The organism is Sporolactobacillus mangiferae (assembly GCF_023336505.1).
Taxonomy (GTDB): domain Bacteria; phylum Bacillota; class Bacilli; order Bacillales; family Sporolactobacillaceae; genus Sporolactobacillus; species Sporolactobacillus mangiferae.
In genome coordinates, this window is the sequence record NZ_JAMAST010000028.1 from 1 (window position 1) to 17,541 (window position 17,541).

General features: G+C 44.8%; 13 protein-coding genes and 1 other RNA gene. 2 read left to right on the forward strand and 12 right to left on the reverse strand.

The features are described 5' to 3' along the window. Nucleotides 1-74 precede the first annotated feature (74 nt). Nucleotides 75-305 (forward strand): hypothetical protein, encoded by a 231-nt coding sequence (locus tag M3N64_RS13510; RefSeq protein WP_249103983.1) that lies wholly within the window; start codon nt 75-77, stop codon nt 303-305. Between the two features lie 225 nt (nt 306-530). On the opposite strand, the gene M3N64_RS13515 is transcribed toward M3N64_RS13510, so the two are convergent. From M3N64_RS13515 to M3N64_RS13535, 5 genes are all read right to left on the reverse strand, one after another. Continuing rightward, nucleotides 531-911 (reverse strand): hypothetical protein, encoded by a 381-nt coding sequence (locus M3N64_RS13515; protein ID WP_249103986.1) that lies wholly within the window; start codon nt 909-911, stop codon nt 531-533. Nucleotides 912-1,271: 360 nt separating this feature from the next. Continuing rightward, nucleotides 1,272-1,685 carry a hypothetical protein gene (locus M3N64_RS13520; protein WP_249103995.1) on the reverse strand — a complete coding sequence of 138 codons (414 nt, stop codon included), beginning with the start codon at nt 1,683-1,685 and terminating at the stop codon, nt 1,272-1,274. Between the two features lie 269 nt (nt 1,686-1,954). Further along, nucleotides 1,955-2,312, reverse strand: a transfer-messenger RNA (tmRNA) gene (ssrA, locus tag M3N64_RS13525). Nucleotides 2,313-2,413: 101 nt separating this feature from the next. Continuing rightward, on the reverse strand, nt 2,414-2,881 hold the full coding sequence (gene smpB / locus M3N64_RS13530) for an SsrA-binding protein SmpB (RefSeq protein ID WP_249103998.1): 468 nt from the start codon (nt 2,879-2,881) through the stop codon (nt 2,414-2,416). 270 nt (nt 2,882-3,151) lie between these two features. Then, nucleotides 3,152-4,021, reverse strand: coding sequence for a Cof-type HAD-IIB family hydrolase (locus M3N64_RS13535; RefSeq protein WP_249104003.1), 870 nt, complete (start codon nt 4,019-4,021; stop codon nt 3,152-3,154). Between the two features lie 588 nt (nt 4,022-4,609). Here M3N64_RS13535 and M3N64_RS13540 point away from each other — a divergent pair. Further along, the gene (locus M3N64_RS13540) at nt 4,610-6,826 is read left to right on the forward strand and encodes a bifunctional alpha,alpha-trehalose-phosphate synthase (UDP-forming)/trehalose-phosphatase (RefSeq protein WP_249104005.1); all 2,217 of its coding nucleotides are present in this window, start codon (nt 4,610-4,612) and stop codon (nt 6,824-6,826) included. 99 nt (nt 6,827-6,925) lie between these two features. On the opposite strand, the gene rnr is transcribed toward M3N64_RS13540, so the two are convergent. The 7 genes from rnr to lacZ all read right to left on the reverse strand — a co-directional run. After that, nucleotides 6,926-9,274: a ribonuclease R gene (gene rnr, locus M3N64_RS13545; protein WP_249104008.1), complete on the reverse strand. Its 2,349-nt coding sequence runs from the start codon at nt 9,272-9,274 to the stop codon at nt 6,926-6,928. A 19-nt stretch (nt 9,275-9,293) separates the two neighbouring features. Then, a complete protein-coding gene (locus M3N64_RS13550) occupies nt 9,294-10,043 on the reverse strand; it encodes an alpha/beta hydrolase (protein ID WP_249104011.1) in 750 nt (249 codons plus the stop codon). 357 nt (nt 10,044-10,400) lie between these two features. Continuing rightward, nucleotides 10,401-10,634, reverse strand: coding sequence for a preprotein translocase subunit SecG (gene secG, locus M3N64_RS13555; protein ID WP_249104015.1), 234 nt, complete (start codon nt 10,632-10,634; stop codon nt 10,401-10,403). A gap of 107 nt (nt 10,635-10,741) precedes the next feature. Continuing rightward, nucleotides 10,742-11,482, reverse strand: coding sequence for a twin-arginine translocase subunit TatC (gene tatC, locus M3N64_RS13560; RefSeq protein WP_249104019.1), 741 nt, complete (start codon nt 11,480-11,482; stop codon nt 10,742-10,744). Between the two features lie 15 nt (nt 11,483-11,497). Then, nucleotides 11,498-11,713 carry a twin-arginine translocase TatA/TatE family subunit gene (locus M3N64_RS13565; RefSeq protein ID WP_249104023.1) on the reverse strand — a complete coding sequence of 72 codons (216 nt, stop codon included), beginning with the start codon at nt 11,711-11,713 and terminating at the stop codon, nt 11,498-11,500. 243 nt (nt 11,714-11,956) lie between these two features. Next, nucleotides 11,957-13,372, reverse strand: coding sequence for a branched-chain amino acid transporter BcaP (gene bcaP / locus M3N64_RS13570; RefSeq protein ID WP_249104027.1), 1,416 nt, complete (start codon nt 13,370-13,372; stop codon nt 11,957-11,959). A 530-nt stretch (nt 13,373-13,902) separates the two neighbouring features. After that, nucleotides 13,903-17,541 (reverse strand): beta-galactosidase, LacZ type (gene lacZ / locus M3N64_RS13575; RefSeq protein WP_249104030.1); only part of this gene is annotated, 3,639 nt, incomplete at its 5' end.

The following is a 17,541-nucleotide window of genomic DNA, read 5'->3' on the forward strand; positions in this document are numbered from 1 at the left end:
AACATAAATTACTGGTAAAATTATCCTTTGAATTGATGTTAGTTCTATTCACATCTAATTAGGAGGTTTTATCAATGATTCGTAACATGTACATCATTCAGTATCTCGCTCAGTCTACCGCATGGTATTTATGCGAAACGGTGCAAATTCAGTCAGCGCATTCAAAATATCGGAGAGGAGAGATCATTGAAGATAATGACCAGAGATATCTAGTCATTGAGGATTTTGGACGGTTAAGAGTTAAGCGCTTTACTTGCGAAATAAATCCATTTGTTCCTTTGAGTGATCAATTTCCAAACCAGTAAAAAAAGAGGTATGATCATTTGTTAATAGCGACATTTGTGATATATTAGTCCTAGAATAAAAATAACATTACTCTATTCGCCACCCATGCTGAGCATGGGATTTTTTTTTATACGAAAAGAGAGCTGTGATGATGGCTCTCTGCAGTGAATTTAACTACCTTTTTTCTGGCAGAAAAACTATATTTATGGTCACAATAAGTGCCGCCAGATTAGTCTCATTCAAAGTTAATCTTCATTTTTTTTAAGATAAAATTCATTCAAACAAAAAGCTGTAACGAAAGCTAATACAATGATAAATGTGGCAATGACCGCTCTGTATGTGATATTGGTGATGAAATAACTCATATAAAGAGTTATTAAAAACCCCCAAAAAATCAGATTGTGCCATCTAGATGCTCTTATTTCGATAATGTCCCCGTCTGTTACTTCTATTCTGTTACTTCTTGATGGAAACTTTACAACTTTTAATTGTGCTGTTTTATCAGGGAGCTTAACTTCTATTTGTTCATCGCTTTTAATCTTACCAACTTTTTTATCGTTAATTTTTATTGCCATAGGAATAAAGTATGCCCACGGCCCTGTATTACGCTTAATTGTTACCGGCATTTTATCACTCCTCATTTTGGTAACAATTTAACTGTTAAGTGAACAGTCACATTCTTTATATTTGCGAATTTTGAACACTTTTTCTATAGTTCTCCATAGAGTGGCCTCAATGTTTCATGCGATCATTGGCAACGTGAAAGTAAATTTCTTCACTTGATGAATAACAAGAATGATTTATAAACGAAGAGACCAATATTACCAAGAGATAAATTCCCCAGCAAAATAATCCGGATTAGTAGTATTGATCCGAGTCACTAAACAATCTTCTCATTATAATTAACTAGGTAGGATAGAAGTTATTTAAATTAAAAACAAAGTGCCTTCTTTAATTTTTGACTAATGAGACACCCCTTCTAATCTTTAATAAGTATACTTTTTACCTGGAGGTGGATATTTAATTTTATTTGTTTCCGATTCAGACAGTTGTGACCCCCCCCATTCTTTTTTTAATATATACTTATGTGCCACTTCCTCGGGTATAAACATGATTTTCTTTGCCTCTGATTTATAAATATATTCGTAAGCAATATTTTCCTTTTCACCTTTAACATATATAAATCGATGATACTGGTTATCATCGCCGTAGAAAAAATCTGATACCACTATATCTTTTTGGTCTATTCCTTGTTTTAAAATATACCGATTGATAGCTTTTAAGGCTGTCTCACGATTATGCTGTCTATTAAGTTGGTATTGATGAAAGGCAAGTAATGTGCCGAGCACAAAAACAACAACTACAAACGCTATAACACTCACTTTGCTATATTTACTCAAAAAAAACCTCCTCATATCCATATTTAATATTCTTTTATTTTACCTGGATGATAAACCTAAGATCCAACGTACCCCGATTTCGGTATAATCTCAGCCACCACACCGAAGATCATGTCGACCAAAAAAGGCGCTTCAAAATGACCTAAAACGCAGCCGGAAAACACCCAGCTTTTAGCCAGCAAAGTTATAAAATTCTATAAAATAAAAATCCCCGAAAACCGCATCAGACCAACGATTTCGAGGATTCATAAAAAACTATAAAATGCTCCGAATGGAGACGGTGGGAGTCGAACCCACGTCCAGAAACATCGTAATTTAAGTTTCTACGAGCGTAGTCGGCAGATTAGCGATTCACCTCTGCGTCTGCCCACCGACAGGCGTTCGCGAGGCTATCCCGATTGTGCTCTTCCCTGGCCTTCAGGATGCAGGCGTCCGGCGTATCCCACTAGAGTGAGTCCCTGATCCTACCACATGGGCGATGGAGGGAGGGACCGCTAAAGCTGATTAGGCAGCTAAAGCGAGGTTGTTATTCGTTTTGCCAGTTATGGCTTTGGCGTTTTAACGAGGCCGGCCCCCTCGGCTCGCCGCTTAAACCCGACCTGTCCCTGTCGAATCCGTAACGTCCCCGTTACATGTAACAACGGGACTTGCGGTAAAAAATGATCCATAACTGTAACTGTGATTAACACAGTAAGGCAAGTATAGCAAATTCAAACAACCATTTCAACTTACATTTTCTGGTGTGCGCGTAATGCACGCGCCATTTCACGTTTCGCGGTCTGCTGTTTCATTGACTCACGTTTGTCATACATCTTCTTGCCCCTGCCAAGACCAATCAGCACTTTGGCAAATCCATTCTTAATATAGACTTTCAGCGGAACCAGCGCATAGCCTGTTTTACCTGCTTCCGCTCCAAGCTTGCTGATTTCTTTCTGATGCATCAACAGCTTTCGTGTCCGCAGCGGATCGTGGTTATAGCGGTTGCCTTGTTCATACTGGCTGATATGCATATTATAAACAAACGCTTCACCGTTTTCGACACGGGCGAATGCGTCCTGAATATTAACCTTGCCGCGACGAATTGATTTGATTTCCGTCCCCTGAAGCACGAGACCGGCCTCTACCGTCTCCTCAATAAAGTAATCATGATGCGCCTTGCGATTCTGAGCAAGTACGCGGCTCTCGCCTTTTCCCATCGTCAAACACCTGCCAGACTTTCATTCATTGTTCCATTATAGGACATTGCAGTACCGCCGGGCAAGCGCTTTATCGGAAGAATGGAGGCGTATTCGTTCCATCTTGCAAATTTTCTGCCCAATCCGAGAGGAGGAGACCAACGGTCAAAATGGCCGCTGTCAGCGTCATGTCACAGCATTTCGGACGCTCCTCATAACCTCATTGGATGATCACAACCATTGAATGGAGGCAGCTGTGAGCAGACCAGTCCCTCAAAATTAACCATTTCTTCATCCATCAAGGCTGCCTGCCTCATCGGACGCACCAAGTGCCTCATAAATGGCCTGCGCAACCCCGTCTTCTTCACAATTTGCTGTAATACGGTCACAGACAGCCTTGATGGCATCATCGGCGTTGCCCATGGCGACTGACAGGCCTGCAACGTCAAACATGGACAGGTCATTGTAATTGTCACCGATCGCCATCACCTCGCTCATTGGAATGCCGAGGTAGTGAGCCAGGTGATCGAGCGCGTTCCCTTTCGATACATTCAGCGGCATGATTTCAAAGTTCCCTGTACCGCTTGAGACGATGCTGTACCTGTGGCCAGCTTCATAGACAGTTCTCGCCCGCTTAAGCTTCCTGTCATCATAGGAGAAAACGATTATTTTTGAGAACTCCGTATCACGTTTTTTAAAGATACTCCAGTCATCGACAAAACGGTAAAAAGTATCGCGTGTCGCGCCCTGAAAGCCCACCGAACGGTCCTCATGTATCTTTAGCTGTCTCAGTTCCTCGCGGAGCCAGTCTGTCCCCTGTGCCGGCACATAGATGTGATGTGCCGAATAGGCACCAAGATAGTATTGCCGATCAGCAAGCGCCTGAATCATCTGAAGCGCTTCGTCACGATTGAGAAAATCTGCGCCAAGTAATTTGCCATCCGATGTATGGATCGTTCCCCCGTTTGTACCGATAAGATGCGTTTCAAGATCGACTTCTTTCATTTTACTCTCAATATCAAAAAACGCGCGTCCGGATGCAATCGCTAAAGCGACTCCTTTTGTGCAGGCATAACGGAGTGCTTTCAGGTTTTCCCAACTGATCCCGCGCCGCCTGTTCAGAAGCGTTCCATCCATATCCATTGCAATGAGTTTAACCATGACAGATCCCCACATTCTTCTATGGTCTGTTTCCGTTCAGCCGCTGATGATCACCTTTTTTCAATCCTGGCCGTTTTCTTTTTCTATCGGTTTTGTTAAAATCTAAGATCGTTTTTGATCGTTTATTATTCTGTGCACTGCAAACCTCAGAGGATCTAAAATCCGCGGAGTCTTACTGGCATGCACAATGAAAACAACATTGAGTTGAAGCAGAACTTTTCTATTCAAAGTATATCAAATGAAAGCACTTAATTCTATGTGTGTTCAAGTTGCACCGGCTTTTTTATTCCCAGATGTTTCATTTTGTTACTTAAAGGGTATTAGTATGTATTAGGGATGCTATTCACTTGCCCTCTTCTTTTGGGGCCACTCAAATGCGATCCGATTAAATCTGTCTATTTTGCACCTCTTCCGCCCACACTATAAGAACGATACGTCGAGACGATTCGACGTTTTCTTAATCTATTCGCCTGCCTGCGTTCACTGATCATCGAATCGTCAGATTATTAAATATGGAAGAAATAACAGGAAAGAACGGTGCTGATACGAACCAGAGCATTTATCTATGTAGGGAGGAATCATAACAAGATGAGTAAAACGATTCTTATTTCCAATCGTCTGCCGGTTACCATTAAAAAGGAAGGCGATAAACCTGTTTTTCAGGAAAGTATTGGCGGACTTGCCACGGGACTAAAGAGCTACCAGCAGAAATCCGGAGCTTTATGGATCGGCTGGAGCGGTGTTGCTGAAGAGTCCCTGTCCGAAAAGGAGCAGCAAGCAATTGACGAAACGCTGCAAAGCGACTATTCCTGCGTTCCGGTCACACTGACAAAAAAGGATATCGATGACTATTACTATGGCTTTTCGAATAAAACCATCTGGCCTCTGTTTCATTATTTCATTAATAAAGTGCATTACAATGCGCGGACATGGGAGGCCTATGAAGAGGTTAACACTAAATTTTTTAAAGTGGCGGACCGGCTGATGGATGACAGAGATACCGTCTGGATACACGATTATCAGCTGATGCTGCTTCCTCAAATGATTCGTGACAAATATCCCAATGCGAAAATCGGCTTCTTTCTCCACATCCCGTTCCCATCCTATGAACTGTTCCGTACGCTGATCTGGCGTGAAGAAATTCTTCGCGGTATGCTCGGCGCTGACTTGATTGGCTTTCACACCTATGATTACGTGCGCCATTTTTTCAGTACATGCACACGTCTGCTGGGAACAAGCCGTAAGATCCACACCGTAAAATATGAAGACCGGCAGATTCATGTAGGTGCTTTTCCAATGGGTATTGACTATAACTTTTTTACTCAGCACATCACTGACGCACCGACCGAAGAATCGTTCAAAAAGATGGCATCGGAAAAAACGATTCTTTCCATCGACCGTCTGGATTATACAAAAGGCATTCCGGAGAAAATCAGATCGTTCAAGCGTTTGCTTGTCAAATATCCACAGTATCGAGGCAAGGTCCGATTTAATCTGATCGTTGCACCTTCACGCGAAAAGGTTGCTTCCTATGAAGAACTGAAGCAGCAGATTTCAGAATTGGTGAGTTCAGTGAATGGCATGTTCGGAACGGTTGACTGGATGCCGATCTGGTTTTACTTTCAATCCTTTTCACAGGAAGAACTGATTTCTTTCTATCGCTATTCAGACGTTCTTCTTGTCACACCGCTCAGAGACGGCATGAATCTGGTCGCCAAGGAATATACTGCTGCGCGAACCGATCTTCAGGGCATGATTGTCATCAGTGAGACAGCTGGTGCTGCAAGTGAATTAGGAGAAGGTGTGATTGTCAATCCCAATGACTATGCGGCTGTTGCCGAAGGAATACGGACAGCTCTGGAAATGCCGACAGACGAAAAGAAAGCGCGTAATAAAATGATGCAGGAGCGGCTGAAGCGTTATAATGTCCATTTCTGGGTCAACACTTTTCTCGGGAGGCTCGAACAATTAACTCAGATAAAGAACGCCGCAGTACCGGTAAGCCTGGACCGCGATCAAACACAACTGATCCGTGCCTATCAACGGGCAAAGAAAAGAATTATCTTTTTGGACTACGACGGCACACTTGTCGGTTTTGCCCGGACACCGGAACTTGCTCATCCGGATCTGAAGCTGAAACAATTGCTTCGTACTCTTTCAGCTTCTCCGAAAAATACGGTCGTTATCGCTTCGGGGCGTGACAAAGAATCACTCACTCAATGGTTCTCAGATTTAAATCTTCACATGGTCTCTTCTCACGGACTTTGGGTGCTTCACCCGGGCCAGAAATGGAAAATGACGATGCAGCTGAATAATGAATGGAAAAAAGCAATCTATCCGATTCTTCAGATGAACACAGATCGCATGCCCGGATCATTTATCGAAGTCAAAGATTATTCACTCGCCTGGCATTACCGTCTCTGCGAACCCGAAGCGATCGATCTTTGGCTGCCAAGCATTAAAGCCAACTTAATGAATATGACCGGATCATTGAACCTTCAGATTCTGCAAGGGAAAAAAGTGCTCGAGGTTAAAGATAATCGAATCAGTAAAGGTTCCGCGGTGCCCATTTTCATGCGGAATCAGAATTACGATTTCATTTTGGGCGTTGGTGATGACCGAACGGATGAAGATTTATTCGCCGCACTCCCTGCCGACGCATTTTCTATTAAGGTCGGCCCGGATGACACACGTGCTGCCTATCGGCTGAAGTCATGGCAGTCTGTACGCGCACTGCTCACACAAATGGCCGAAACCGAAAAAAATGCAGATCCTCAAATTGAATCTGCGCAGTCGCATTTGTAAGGAAACACGCAGAATAGATAAAAGTATGAAAGCCGTTATCGCTGCAAGCAGCAGATAACGGCTTTTTCTTCATCTATCCGAATCGCGTAGAAATGCTGTTTACTTACTGCGATCGACGTTCTTTACATGTGGCGTATTCTTAAATGACCCTGACCCTGACTTGGGGTTACCATTATTTCGTCTTCCGCGGTTGCCACCATGTGAATCATAGTGTTTCCCGCCTTTTTTATCGTCAAAACGTTTTTTGCTGCCATCGCCGGGTCCTGTCTTTCCTTGAATAATGGTTGGACGCGACTTGCGCTGGCGCGGCTTCTGCGGTTTCATGCCGACAACTTCAAAGTCTACAGCATGTTCTTCAAGATTAACATCAAGCACACGCACTTCAATTTCATCGCCGATCCGATACATATGCCCTGTCCGTTCACCCATCAGTGCCATATTTTCTTCACTGTAATGGTAATAGTCATCCGTCAGATAACTGATATGAACAAGGCCTTCAATTGTATTCGGGAGTTCGACAAACAAACCGAAGTTCGTTACCCCGCTGACCACACCGGAGAACGTTTCACCCACTTTGTCCTGCATGAACTCAGCTTTCTTCAGGTCGTCCGTATCACGTTCTGCTTCAACCGCACGCTGCTCACATTCAGATGTATGCTTGGCAATCTCCGGCATCTCTGCTTTCCAGTAGGCCACTGTTTTCGGATCTGTTTTCTTCTCAAACAGATATTTGCGCAGCAGCCGATGCACCGTTAAATCCGGGTAGCGGCGGATCGGAGAGGTAAAATGCGTATAGTATTCGGTAGACAGCCCAAAATGACCCAGACATTTATCATCATATTTGGCCTTAGCCATCGAGCGAAGCATCACGGTGCTGATCACCGCTTCTTCCGGCTGCCCTTTTGCCTTTTCAAGCAGCGACTGCAATGTGCGCGGATGTATATTATCCGGCGACCCATGCAGCACATAACCGAAGTTGACGACAAAATCGAAAAACTTTTCCAGTTTTTCCGCATTCGGTTCTTCATGGACCCGATAAATAAACGGCAGACGCAATTTTTCAACATGCTCGGCAACGGTCTCGTTTGCAGCCAGCATAAAGGATTCAATCAGGCGCTCGGCAATCGTGCGTTCGCGAATCACAACGTCAACTGGTTTGCCCTTTTCATCAACAATGATCTTGGCTTCAGTGAAATCAAAATCAATGGCGCCGCGCTTCTGACGATGTTTTTCCAGAATGCCTGCCAGTTCACCCATGAGATCAAAAAACGGAATCAGATCCTTATAACGTTCCAGAACGTCCTCGTCTTCACGCTGCAGAATTTTGCGGACATTATTATAGGTCATGCGTTCTGTAGAGCGAATCACACTTTGAAAAATGTCATGTCCGACGACATCACCTTCTGGAGTAATCTCCATTTCACAGCTGAGCGTTAACCGATCCACATGCGGATTCAGACTGCAAATTCCGTTCGACAGACGATGCGGAATCATTGGAATGACACGATCCACAAGATAAACACTTGTGCCGCGCTCATAGGCCTCGGCGTCCAAAGCAGATCCTTCTGTTACATAATAGCTGACATCGGCAATATGTACGCCTAATTTATAATTGCCGTTCTCAAGGCGTGAAACGGTGACCGCGTCATCCAGATCCTTGGAGTCTTCGCCGTCAATGGTGACAATCGTTTCGCCGCGCAAATCGCGTCTTCCCTCATAATCCTTTTCAGATAATGTGTCAGGAATCGCTTCGGCTTCCGACATGACTTCCGGCGGATATTCAAGCGGAAGATCATGTTTATAGATAATGGACAAAATATCAACGCCCGGATCGTTCTTATGACCGAGAATCTGGGTAACCATGCCTTCCGCGTTCTTGCGTCCCTCGGGATATTTTGTGATTTCCGCAATGACCTTATGTCCTTCCATAGCGCCGTGCTCCGCATTTTCAGGAATGAAAATGTCACCATTAATACGGTGGTCATCAGGAATGACAAAGCCGAAATGACGACCGGCATTGAAAGTACCGACCACTTTCGTAATCGCACGTTCCAGAATGCGGATCACGGTACCTTCCGGACGTTCTCCCGACGTTTTGTGCGTCACGCGAACCACAACCGTGTCACCGTTCATCGCGCCGGCAAGATCATTCGGTCCGACAAATACATCGTCCAGCTTTTCGTCCTCAGGAATAATAAAAGCAAAGCCCTTTGCGTGTGCCTGAACATGTCCCTTCATCAGGTTCATTTTTTCAGGCAGTCCGTAACGTTCGGAACGTGTGCGAATCACCAGTCCCTGTTCCTCAAGTTCATTCATTACCTTCACAAGATCTGTAAATTTATCCGCTTCATTTGCTTCGAAAACTTCTTCTAATTCCTTTAATGTCATCGGCCGATAAGTTTCTTCTCGCATATAATTCAGGATTTTCTGTATGCGCTCTTCTGCCATGTCGATAACCTCCCTACTCTTAGGAAACAGACCAATCCAGGCTTTCGAGAAACGCATAGATATCCTGGTGCAGCTGCACTTTCTCTGTTCCTAACGTAATCACATGTGTTGAATTTTCATACCATTTCAATTGCTTGTCTGCAGATTGTATCGTATTAAAGAAATACTGCGCACTGCTTGTCTCAATCATTTCGTCTTTACGTGCCTGTACAATAAAGGTGGGGACTGTAATGCTGTGGCAATGGCTCCGTACCTCATCAACCAGTCCGGCCAGCCGTTGCAGCACAGTGGGAGCCCGCTGCTTTAACCCGGTCAGTTCAGCAGCTGTTTCCTCCTCGCTTTTCCCCTGATAACGCTTATAAGTCCGGGCATAATTCGTTATTCCGGCAATCAGCCGTTCCCGAAGAACGGGCTTTGAAGGAGCACACATCGGAACAATGCCCTTCACTGAAAAAGTGTATCCACATTTGAGTGAAAATACCCCACCAAGTGAAAGACCGCAAACCGCGAATTCAGAATGCCCGCTGCTGCGGAGCAAATCAACAGCCGCACAAATGTCCCGCCACCAGTCCTCAGGCCCGACATCCAGCAATTCTTCTGCCGGACCGCCATGGCCCGAATAAACGGGACCGCAGCATGTGTACCCATGCTTATTCAGATAACGGCCGAGCTGGCGAACATCAACCGAATTTCCGGTAAAACCATGAAGGAGCAGCACTGCACGTGCACCGGATTCCAGGAAAAATGGCTTTGGACGTTTTAATTCCACTTCCCCTTCATCCCCCTATTCAAAATTCCGCCTGAATGAAGCAGGCATCTTCTTCCATCATACATTATACGCTATATCTTTAATCAGGTCTAAAGAACTTCCAGAGAATGCATGGACAATCACACTGCCTGAACGGCAGCAGATACTTAGCGAACATGCCAGCCTCTGCATGCGCAGACACATCAGTGGTGCACCCATCGGTAATCATTTTGAAAAAAATTTAGAAAACCTGGCTTTGCCAGGCCTCCTGTGAAGTCCAAGACGCCGTCGCACTTATACTATAATCCGCTGAGCTTTAAACTTTCTTATAGTATAAACGAAAAACCGGAGAATGCTCCGGTTTCACATTTCTGGAAATTATTTAAAGTAGTAGCCAATCAAAAACGCACAGGCAAAAAAGACGAGCGAAAAAAAGATAGTCAGTCTTTTTATCCCGACTTCAATGCCTCTCGCCTTCTGCTTACTGAACAACTGCTCAGCCCCACCGGTAATCGCTTCGGATAATCCGTCCCCCTGGCTTCTTTGGATCAGAACAAGCGCAATCACAATGACAGCCGAAATAATCATAACCGTTAATAAAAATGTATGCATTGACGTGTACTCCAATCTTCGAACCAACGTTCATTCAGTCATTAGTTTTAATGTACCATACCCGCATGGCAAGAGCAACCAGCTAAAAGCGTTCTTTTAACGTCAGATCATTGATTGTCTGCAAACTTTCTTATTTTCCGCCTTCTTCTGCGATCCGCGAACGACGACACCCCCACGCAGATTTCATATAGGAGCAATAGAGGCACGGACATTAACAGATCGGACACGAAATCCGGCGGTGAAAGAATGACACCAATGACGATCAACACAAAATAAGCAATTCGGCGCACTTTCCTCATCCACTGCGGTGTCAGAATGCCAAGATTGGTCAGGAAAACGACCACAACCGGCAATTCGAACACAATGCCGAACGGAAGGACGACATTAACCATAAAACGAAAATACCGTTCTGTCGTAAAAACAACCTGAAACAGACCGTCATTCATTCCGAGAAGCACATGAAGAATGTTCGGAAAAACGACTTCATAACCAAAAATAAGCCCCGACAGAAAAAGCAGAAAAACAGCTGGAATATACGTAAGTGTCGTTCTGCGCTCACGTTCGGTCAATGCCGGTGCGACAAAAAGCCATAGCTGCCATGCCGCGAAAGGCAGCGTAATCGCGATGGCCGCAATACCTGCGATCATAAAGTATACACCGACAATCTCCGTCGGCCCGAGCACGGCAAGCTTATTGACGACCCCAAGATCATGTACAAGCCATAGATAACAGCGTTTTGCAAAAAAAAGCATAAGTGCGCAGCTTGCAACAAAGACGACAAAAACAGCGACGATCCTTTTTCTCAGTTCATTAAAATGCTCTATGAGCGGCAACTGTCTGTCAGCCATTGTTCACCCAGTCCCCTATTTCCTGCGTTCAGTATTTACTTTCTCTGCCTTGGCATTCGTCTGATCAGCATCATCGTTCAGCCCTTGCATCGATTGTTTAAACGCCTTCAGCGTATTACCGAATGCTTTGCCGATTTCAGGAAGCTTGGACGGGCCAAAAATGACCAGAGCAATCACAAGAATCAAGATCAGACCCGGAATACCAATATCTGAACTGAGTATCCCACCCATATCGAACACCTCGAATCATTATGTGACAAACATCACTTTAATTATTCTGATCATCGCATGATTGCCCTCATTCGTCAATCCTTCTGTCCTTCTTTCTCTGCAAACCTCTTTCCAAGCCATTATTGGATCATTCGTAAACCACACAGACTTCTCCACATCTTCCCCCTCCGAATTTTATCCTTTCTTATCACACAAAAAAAACGGAAAAGCTTTCCGCTTTTCCGCAAAATGATTTTATGTGTGTTAACGTTCCATTTCCTGTCCCTTAGCCAGCACACTGTTCCTGAATCCGAAAAGCAGATAAATGACCAGACCGACGGCAAACCAGATTAAGAAACGGAGCCATGTCTGTCCGCTCAGATTCACCATCAGAAATCCACAGGCAAGGACGGAAAGAAACGGAATGACATAGACAAACGGAACTTTAAATTTCCGCTCCACATCCGGGCGCTTTACGCGAAGCACAACGACCCCGATCGATACGACAATGAAAGCAAACAGTGTACCGATATTGACGAGTTCGGCCAGTTCATCAAGAGGAACGAGTGCTGAAAAAACGGTCGCCATCAGCCAGGTCAGAAGAATGCTGAGTACCGGAGTTTTTGTCTTTTTCGTCAGTTTTGCAATCGCTCTTGGCAGCAGACCGTCCCGCCCAATGGCGAAGAACAGGCGTGTCTGTCCGTACATCATGACGAAAAGCACGGTGGTAATGCCGAGAATCGCGCCGAGCGATACAAATCCGGCCACCCAGTCCTGGTGAACGAAGCGTAGCGCAAAGGCAACGGGATCGCCGACATTTAACTTTGTATAGGGCACCATGCCGGTTAATACAATGGAAACAGAAATATAAAGGACCATGCATACACCCAGCGCCGACAGAATTCCAATCGGCATATCACGCTGCGGATTCCGCACTTCCTCCGAAGCTGAGGAAACCGCGTCAAAACCAATATAGGCCAGAAAAGCGGTTGAAGCTCCCTGCACGACGCCGCCGAATCCATAGGGCATAAACGGCGTCCAATTGGACGGTTTCACATAAAAGGCACCGACAACAACGAACAGGAGCACAACACCTATTTTTATCAGCACCATGATGTCGTTAATTCTGCTCGATTCCTTAACCCCGCAAAGAAGCACAGCGGACAGAATAGCAACAATCACTGTTGCCATAACATCCACATAAGTCCCTTTTGCGGGATCAAGTGCAGCACTGATTACGGTTGGCAAATGCAGCCCAAACCCTTTCATCAGCTCCTGAAAATAGGCGGACCATCCGCTGGCAACAACCGAACAGGCAAGGCCGTACTCGAGAATCAGATCCCAGCCGAGAATCCAGGCAACCAGTTCGCCAAACACAGTATAGCTGTACGTATAGGCACTGCCCGATGCCGGAATCATTGATGCAAATTCCGCATAGCACAGTGCGGCAAAAGCACAGGCAATGCCTGAAAGTATAAATGATAAAATAATCGCAGGACCTGAATATTGGGCAGCAACAACACCAGTCATAACAAAAATTCCGGTACCGATCACCGCACCGACACCAAGCATCGTGAGATCGAAGGCACCCAGAGCCTTTTGCAGACCGCTCGAACCACTCGTCTGATGAATTGTGAAATCCATCGTCTTTTTCCTGAATAAGTCTTGTAAACCATTCATCCTGAAAATCTCCTTCTGTGCATCCTTAATAATACAACGTAAATGGCTTTTATTTATCTCTTTTTTCAGAATGTTTTGTTCTGAAATTCTTTCTCTTTTCTCCCATTTAGGTTGTAAAAGATATTTTACATGTTACCTGGTCCTATGTAAAGGTACTAATTTATTTTTTTATGACAACTTATTTAATTCTAAATCTTGAAGCATCCCAAAAAAGAATCACTTTTACTGTTCGGGCGTTCAATCTCAGAACGTATGTATATCTCACAGTCAAATGACTTTACCGGTCATTCAGCATGATTTACCGGTCAACGCGCGTTTTCACAGTTTTCGACCAGAGTCGTTGATCTATTTATTTTGTTGGCATCGGCGCTTCAGTTGCTCGCATGCCGCGGGCGGACAAATTCCTGCGGGGTCTTCCCTGGCTCGCTCCGCTATCATCCGCTGAATTTTAAACTCTCTTATAGTACAAAAAAACCGGACAATCAGACTGCGTGCCTGATTGTCCGGCTGCACTTTCAGTTGTCTACGGATTACTTAGCTGAAAATCTGGCGTCAGCCCAATCCGCATGATCGTTTCCATTGCCATCATCAGCATCAGTAACAATCAACTTCAGTTTGTCAATGCTGGAAAGATCCACATCAACCGTTTTGGCAGGCGTGCTTTTCGTCATTTTTCCGCTGTCAAAAACTTTTTCCTTGTCTGCCAGCACCTGAAAATCAACGGAACCGCCGCCAGCCTCCTGATCAACACCGACCTGAGCGTGGAACGTTTTGTATCCTTTTCCGGAAAGATCATAAACAATCTCTGAATTCGCATGCGTACCGATGCCCTTATCAAACCGAATCGGTCCGGAATCGCCGGCTAAGGTCAGCGTATTGCCATCGACGCTGCGATCTCTCTGAATAGATCCCCATCCGGTTGTTCCGCTCTCCCAATCCAGATCACTGGCATACATTTCATCGACTACTTTGAAATGGATGGTGTATGTCTTCGTCAGCAATCCGTTCATTGCAGAAGCAGTAATCGTTGTATCTCCGGGCAATGACTGTGCGTCCGACTGCTTAATGGTGACTGCATCGCTGGATGGCGTAACCTGAACCTTCGGAACATCTGAACGTGACCCTTTTAATATATTTACGGTATAATCTGTCGTGTCCGTGTTGAAATCTTTCAAAGACTGCCCGTCAATCCGGATGTCTTTCACCAGATCTGATGTCAGCACTTCTTTACTCTGCTGCATAAGTGACGATATCCGGCTATGCTGCCTTGTGATTGGATGCAACCGGTAACTGTATGCATAGTTTTTATTTGCCGGTAACGTGTATTGCGCATGGGTACGTGCGCCCCAGCTGTCATCACCGCCAAGCCCCATCTGTCGATAATCCACATCAAGTATGACCGCATTCTGTTTGGTTAATTCATAGGGATGTCTGACAGATTCCATATTTTCATCAGTATAATACAAAGCACTGAAATCTATGGTTGGCTGTCCAATGACCATAACCCCTTCATTCTTTTTGTTAGTCAGCGCGACCCAGCGTGTATCAGTCCTGTTTCCCGCCTCCTGTGTTCTTACCTGCGGAAAATATTGCTGATCCACTGTGCTTGAATACACGTCGACCGGATAACCCGTATTACGATCCCAGTAATTGGCCTCGGGTCCCCTTCCATACCACTTAACCTGATCAAATTGTTTAGGAACCTGAAGAGTCATCCCAACTTTCGGTATTTCGGGAAGATTGTTACCAGGCTTCAACGTAGATTTGACGGCAATATCACCCGTCCCGTAAACAGTATAAGAGATTTTATTCTGTGATTTTTGTTGAGTTGGAAGCGACTGATCAACGTCAATCTGCACGGCGTGATCGGCAATACTTTTCACACTGACATTGGTCACCGAGCGATCTCTTCCAGCATGGCGCCACGTACCATCACGGTCAGGCATTCCATTGCCCAAATCATTATTCGTCGGTGCTCTCCAGAAATTCGGTTCTGGACCAGACTTAATCAGATCATTTCCGTCAAACGCATACTTAGAAAGTGTCCCTTTTTGTTTATCAAAGACCACCTGCAAATCCTTTCCTGAAATTTCTATTTTACTGTCTGAATTATTGACCTTCAACTTTGGCATTTTGAGAATATCAGTAGCTGCTACATCCGACGTTTTAAAAGGAAGTTTAAACTGTTCGGCGGCTACTGGATGACCTCTTTTCGCCCACTCGGTGCTCTCAGGCAGCGTAAAATCGATATTCAGCCAATACTCCGCCCCTGCTTTGAGATTCGGTTTTTTAAATGGAATGGTAACTGTCTTTTTGGCAAGTGGCTTAACGTCGAGATGTTTCAGCGTTCCTTGCTGTATGGTCTGGTTGTCTTCCTTCAATGTCCAATGAGCATTAAAGGAACTGAGATTCGTGAAAAGATTTTGATTGGTCAGTTCCACCTGTCCTTTCAAAAGATCCACTGCATTTATTTTGACATTCTGATAAATTTTCTTCACTTCTGCGAGTTCAGGCTGAGGGGTACGATCAGGCAGAACAAGGCCGTCAGCGAATTCACCATCGTTTGGATAACCTTCTTTCCAGTCACCGCCATGCGAAAAATACGTACTCTTCCCGTCTGGTGTCGTTTTTCTTATTCCCTGGTCTACCCAATCCCAGATAAAACCGCCCTGCAGGTTTGGATATTTGTCGATGGCATCCCAGTATTCCTTCAGATTTCCAACACTTTCACCCATTGCATGACTGTATTCACACAAAATGTAGGGTTTTGTGTTTCCAGATTTGCCATAAGCTTCGACAGAACCAACACTTGGATACATATGGCTCTCTACGTCAGTCCAGCGGTTATCCCCTTCGTAATGAACAAGACGTGTTTTATCATGCTCATGAGCCCAATCAGCCATCTTTTTGAAATTGTCACCACTGCCCGCTTCATTACCGAGTGACCATATCAGAACCGAAGGGTGATTTTTATCTCGATTTACCATGCTGCTCAGTCGATCAATAGATGCGTCCGTCCACTCTGCCTTACTATCCGGAAGTGAGCCCCTCACGCCGTGTGATTCAAGATTGGCTTCATCAATAAGGTACAGGCCATATTCATCAGCAAGATCAAGCCATATAGAACTGTTCGGATAATGAGAGGTGCGAACAGCATTAATATTGTTTTCTTTAAGCAGCTTTATATCTTTAATCATTTGACTTTTTGAGAGCGTTTGTCCCGTATCCGGATCCATTTCATGCCGGTTAACCCCTTTAAATACGATCGGTTTGCCATTAATCGTCATTTGTCCGTTCTTGAGTTCGAACTCTCTGAAGCCAACCTTTGTGCTCTCCGTTTCAAGCGTTTTTCCGCGCTTGTCTTTCAGTGACAGAACCAGCGTATACAGGTTGGGATCTTCAGCAGACCATTGCTTTGGTTTCTTAATCTGCTTGTCCAGACTGACAGAAGCAGACGATTTCCCCTGCAGGTCAACATCCGCTTTTACCGGTTTGTTTAAAACGGCACGTTTTCGCGCATCATACAGCATCGTTTCTACACGAACCGCTTTTGTTTTATCGGTTGTCTGATTGGTCAGGTTTACTTTTACATTAAGATCTGCGTTCACATACTCTTTGTCAAAATCCGTTTCTACTTTGAAATCCTGCATGTGCACTTTAGGGGTTGCGTATAAATAAACGTCACGGAAAATACCTCTTAAATCAATCATATCCTGATCTTCGAGCCAGCTGCCATCTGACCAGCGATAGACTTCTACGGCAAGCGTGTTTTCTCCGTGCTTTAAATATTTGGAGATTTCAAATTCTGCCGGGGCATAGCTGTCTTCGCTGTACCCCACTTTTTCCCCGTTCACCCAAACATAAAAAGCGGATTTAACGCCCTGGAAGGAAAGATATGTTTTTTTACTTTTCCAGTTTCCCGGAACGGTAAATGTCCGCTTATAGGAACCGACGGGATTATAGGTTGTCGGTGCCTTCGGCGGTGCAGGATTTTCATAACCAATCCAAGGATACTTGATATTCAGATAAATGGGATCTCCATACCCCTTGATTTCCATATTGCTGGGGACCTCAATCTTGTCCCAATTCTTAACATCATAATCTGTTTTATAGAAGTCCTCGGGCCGAGATGAAGGATTCTTGGACCAGTGGAAGGCCCATTTGCCATT

Bases quoted from the DNA above. Each gene is read 5' to 3' on its own strand.
- rnr (WP_249104008.1), bottom strand. From the start codon at position 9,274: ATGGCAGAAGAGCGCATACAGAAAATCCTGAATTATATGCGAGAAGAA.
- M3N64_RS13540 (WP_249104005.1), top strand. From the start codon at position 4,610: ATGAGTAAAACGATTCTTATTTCCAATCGTCTGCCGGTTACCATTAAA.
- M3N64_RS13565 (WP_249104023.1), bottom strand. From the start codon at position 11,713: ATGGGTGGGATACTCAGTTCAGATATTGGTATTCCGGGTCTGATCTTG.
- tatC (WP_249104019.1), bottom strand. From the start codon at position 11,482: ATGGCTGACAGACAGTTGCCGCTCATAGAGCATTTTAATGAACTGAGA.
- M3N64_RS13515 (WP_249103986.1), bottom strand. From the start codon at position 911: ATGCCGGTAACAATTAAGCGTAATACAGGGCCGTGGGCATACTTTATT.
- smpB (WP_249103998.1), bottom strand. From the start codon at position 2,881: ATGGGAAAAGGCGAGAGCCGCGTACTTGCTCAGAATCGCAAGGCGCAT.
- M3N64_RS13510 (WP_249103983.1), top strand. From the start codon at position 75: ATGATTCGTAACATGTACATCATTCAGTATCTCGCTCAGTCTACCGCA.
- M3N64_RS13535 (WP_249104003.1), bottom strand. From the start codon at position 4,021: ATGGTTAAACTCATTGCAATGGATATGGATGGAACGCTTCTGAACAGG.
- bcaP (WP_249104027.1), bottom strand. From the start codon at position 13,372: ATGAATGGTTTACAAGACTTATTCAGGAAAAAGACGATGGATTTCACA.
- secG (WP_249104015.1), bottom strand. From the start codon at position 10,634: ATGCATACATTTTTATTAACGGTTATGATTATTTCGGCTGTCATTGTG.